This is a genomic window from Vogesella urethralis, from assembly GCF_007644045.2.
GTDB lineage: Bacteria > Pseudomonadota > Gammaproteobacteria > Burkholderiales > Chromobacteriaceae > Vogesella > Vogesella urethralis.
The window spans coordinates 1-3,548 of sequence record NZ_VMDW02000152.1 but is presented as its reverse complement, the minus strand read 5'-3'; the positions used below and the strand labels follow the sequence as shown (position 1 = coordinate 3,548).

Sequence of the window (3,548 nt, the reverse complement as noted above, 5' to 3'; positions counted from 1 at the left end):
ACTTGGGAGGGAGGGGCTTGCTCATGCGGTCATTCTACCGGACAGGCGCAAGCCCTGATTTGTGCAACAAAGCCGTGCCATAGTACAAGAGACGCTGCAGTGTAATCAGCAGATGGAAGCGCTGGTGGCCGCTCGCCATCAGGAGCTTTCCGAGTTGTTGCATAGCGCCCGCCAGCAGAACAAACTTTCCAGTACCTACCGGTAAGCTCACTGCTGCCCGACGCTGACCGATTCCGGAGCTGGCAATGAATACTACCGATTGGCTGTTGTTTCTGATCGTGGTGCTGCAATCAGGCATCATTTTCTGGCTGTGGCGGCGTATCGACATGATAGAGTCCGAACGCCGTGTGGAGGCCACTACCTTCGACCATCTGCAACGCCAGATCAGCGTGTTGCAGCGCAGTTTGCAGGATGTCGCCCAGCAGGCGCCTGCTACCAGTCCACTCCCTAGTACGCGCCCTACGGTTCGCCAGCAGCCCTTGGCCAGCAGTGAGGGGGCCAGCCCTTACAACCAAGCTATCGAGCTTTTCAAACGCGGTTTTTCGACAGTCGAAGTGGCAGAACGCTGCGGTATTTCGCGTAGTGAAGCCGAGTTGATTCTTTCTCTGTATCGCAATAGTCCTACTGCATGATTTCTCCGCTTCCCCAGGGTTTGCCAGGGCTGCAAAGCAGTACGTCCGAGCTGGCCGGCAATCCGCTTAGCCCGGCACAAGCACTCAAACTGGGGCGTGAACAAGGGCGTTTGTTGCTGGAGGCTAGCAGCACCCCGGCACGTATGCCGGCGTTGCAAAGTGGCGAGACCATACTGGCCAAGATCAGCGAGCGTTTACCTGATGGCCGCATCGCTGCCCAGATCAAGGGTGCGCCATTCGTGCTCACAGTGCCGCAAGGGGCCACAATTCAGGGCGAAGCACTAAAGCTCAGCGTCGCCACCACCCAGCCGCTGGCATTCTTGTTGCTGGATGCCGACGATCTCAACGCCACCCTTTCCCCTACCGGTACTGCCACTACCCGACAGTCACAAGCACTCGCCCAAGCTCTGCAGTTGGCCGCAGGCAACGAGGGTGTAGAGCTGGAAACGCTTACTCAGCCACAGGGAAAGCTACCCGCCTTCCAGCGTGGCGAATGGGTGATGGCCAGGGTAGCAGAGCGCTTGCCCGACGGCAGTGCTGCGGTGCTGGTCAAAAACGCAGCCTTCATTCTGAAGGCGCCCGGCGATGGCCAGGCGCTGCGTGCAGACCCGCTGCTCCTGCGTGTGCGTGCTACCGAGCCGCTGTTGAGCTTTACCCAGGTCAACCTACCGCAAGCTAGCAGCAGTGACTCGTCCGCGGCAGTATCCTTCAGCACGGCTTCCCGCTATCTGAGCAGTTTGCTGGCAAGCGGCAATGGTTCGCAGGGTAATGCCGCTACCATGGCGTCACTCGCTACCGCCATGCAGCCAACACTGCAAACAGAAGGCAAGGCATTGGCCGACGTTATTGCCAATCGCTTGGCGGCAGGGTTGGCCGCTATGCCTTCAGCATTGCGTGCCCAGACCAGCCAAGCTGCCTTGTTGCCTGATCCGGCGCAGCCAGCTCCCGAGCACGAAACTCATCTCAAGGCCACAGTCGAAAAGAGTGGCGTTTTTTATGAGGCCCACCAGAAAGCGTGGGTTGATGGCCGTCTGTCATTGGACGAGCTGAAGCAGGAGCCTCAGGCACGGCTGGCTACCACGCTGGCTAACGCCGATGCCGGCGCTGGCAAGAGTGCCGTCACGCCCGAAACCGGCCATCTGGTGCAACGTCAGCTCGATACACTGGAACAACGCCAGTTCATGTACACCGGCCAGGCCTGGCCAGGGCAACTGGTGCAGTGGCAGATTCAGCCTGAGCAGGCCGGAGAGCGGGAGGGCAACGGTCAGCAAGAGATGCGCGTCTGGCATACCAGTCTCGCCATGAGCCTGCCGGCGCTGGGCGGTATGGCCGCCCGTTTGCGTCTGGTTGGCAACCAGGTACAACTTACCTTTGATACCGACAACACGGCAGCTGCAGCCCTGATCGAACAACATCGTCAGCAACTGGCTGGCGCCATGGAAGCAGCCGGTCTGGCGTTGGCCAGCCTGCAGGTAAGACATGAAACCAGCCCGCGCTGACGGTCGGCGCTCTGCGGTTGCGCTGAAGTACAAAGAAGGCGCCAATGCCCCGACCGTGGTGGCCAAAGGCTACGGTCAGATGGCCGAGCGCATCATCGAACACGCCAAGGACGCCGGCGTTTTCGTGCACGACTCCCCCGAGTTGGTCAACCTGCTGATGCAGGTTGATCTGGATAGCCACATCCCGCCCGAGCTGTACCGAGCCGTGGCCGAAGTGCTGGCCTTTGTCTATTTCCTCGAGCAGCACGCCAAAGGCGAAAAACTGGACTTTGAACAATGGCTGGCCATGCGCCGGCCCCCCCCCGTTGCCGTTTCGGCAAACAATGGAGCCAAACAATGAAAGTGGGATACATCGGTCTGGGCATCATGGGACGCCCGTGTGTCAGCAACCTGTTGCGTGCCGGTTTTGATGTGACGGTCTGGGCCCGCCGGCCGGAATCGGCGGCCAGCCTGATTGACGCCGGGGCACACTGGGCGCCCAGCGTGGCCGAGTTGGCCGCCCAGGTAGACGTGCTGATCACCAATGTGTCCGATACCGCGGATGTCGCCGCGCTGCTGTTGGGCGAGGACGGCGTGGCCAGCGCCGCCCGGGACGGGCTGATCTGCATCGACATGAGCACCATTTCCCCGATCGGCGCCCGCGACATTGCGGCCAACCTTGCCGCGCGTGGCATCACCTTCCTGGACTGCCCGGTGTCTGGTGGTGAAGTTGGCGCCGTCAACGGTACGCTCACCATCATGGTGGGGGGCGATGCGGCCGCGCTGGCCAAGGTGCAGCCGGTATTGGCCGCGATGGGCAAAACCATCACCCATATCGGAGACAGCGGCGCCGGCCAGGTTGCCAAGGCTTGCAACCAGATTGCCGTCGGCGTGGGCATTGCTGCCGTCGCCGAAGTGATGAAGCTGGCGCGCGCGTGCGGCGTGGACCCGGCGCCGGTACGCCAGGCGCTGCTGGGCGGCTTTGCCGGCAGCAAGGTGCTGGATGTCCACGGCCAGCGCATGATCGATGACAACTACGCGCCCGGTTTCAAGGCCAAGTTGCACCAGAAAGACATGGGTATCGTGCTGCAAACCGCGCAAGAGCTGGGGATTCGTTTGCCCGAGGCCGAACGCGTTGCCGGGCTGATCGGTGAACTGGTGGCCGGCGGCGAGGGCGAGCTGGATTCCTCCGCCATCGCGCGGTTGATCTGGGCCGACAACGCCTGATAGTAACAAGGCCACCCGTGCAGGTGGCCTTGCGTTTGCCGGGTAGCGGCTGGCGGCTTACTCCACGTTGGATCTGTATATTGAGTAGCCCGGTGGTGGCCTTGATTTTGCTGGATTCTACTAATCGCATTTTTTGCCCGACGTCCCCCCAATCTCAGTAGCACTACGCTTTAGAGTCCAAGGCTAATTTACCGGATTTCTCCGCCAGTAA

4 protein-coding genes are annotated in these 3,548 nt (G+C 61.1%); all 4 read left to right on the top strand.

Features of this window, described 5'->3' with window-relative positions; genetic code table 11:
• The first annotated feature begins 245 nt into the window (after window positions 1-245).
• Genes FLQ03_RS18900 through FLQ03_RS18885 form a run of 4 tightly spaced genes read left to right on the top strand, consistent with a single transcriptional unit; the run spans window position 246 to window position 3,337 of the window.
• Window positions 246-632, top strand: coding sequence for a DUF2802 domain-containing protein (locus FLQ03_RS18900; RefSeq protein WP_144374136.1), 387 nt, complete (start codon window positions 246-248; stop codon window positions 630-632).
• Complete coding sequence (gene fliK / locus FLQ03_RS18895; protein ID WP_144374135.1) at window positions 629-2,131, top strand: flagellar hook-length control protein FliK; 1,503 nt, start codon at window positions 629-631, stop codon at window positions 2,129-2,131. Before FLQ03_RS18900 ends, fliK begins: the two co-directional genes overlap by 4 nt.
• Window positions 2,112-2,471 carry an EscU/YscU/HrcU family type III secretion system export apparatus switch protein gene (locus tag FLQ03_RS18890; protein WP_144374134.1) on the top strand — a complete coding sequence of 120 codons (360 nt, stop codon included), beginning with the start codon at window positions 2,112-2,114 and terminating at the stop codon, window positions 2,469-2,471. Before fliK ends, FLQ03_RS18890 begins: the two co-directional genes overlap by 20 nt.
• Window positions 2,468-3,337 carry an NAD(P)-dependent oxidoreductase gene (locus tag FLQ03_RS18885; protein ID WP_144374133.1) on the top strand — a complete coding sequence of 290 codons (870 nt, stop codon included), beginning with the start codon at window positions 2,468-2,470 and terminating at the stop codon, window positions 3,335-3,337. The genes FLQ03_RS18890 and FLQ03_RS18885 overlap by 4 nt, the downstream gene beginning before the upstream one ends.
• Window positions 3,338-3,548: the final 211 nt, after the last annotated feature.

Excerpts from the sequence above, each read along its gene's own strand:
- FLQ03_RS18900 (WP_144374136.1), top strand. The coding sequence starts at position 246 with ATGAATACTACCGATTGGCTGTTGTTTCTGATCGTGGTGCTGCAATCA.
- fliK (WP_144374135.1), top strand. The coding sequence starts at position 629 with ATGATTTCTCCGCTTCCCCAGGGTTTGCCAGGGCTGCAAAGCAGTACG.
- FLQ03_RS18890 (WP_144374134.1), top strand. The coding sequence starts at position 2,112 with ATGAAACCAGCCCGCGCTGACGGTCGGCGCTCTGCGGTTGCGCTGAAG.
- FLQ03_RS18885 (WP_144374133.1), top strand. The coding sequence starts at position 2,468 with ATGAAAGTGGGATACATCGGTCTGGGCATCATGGGACGCCCGTGTGTC.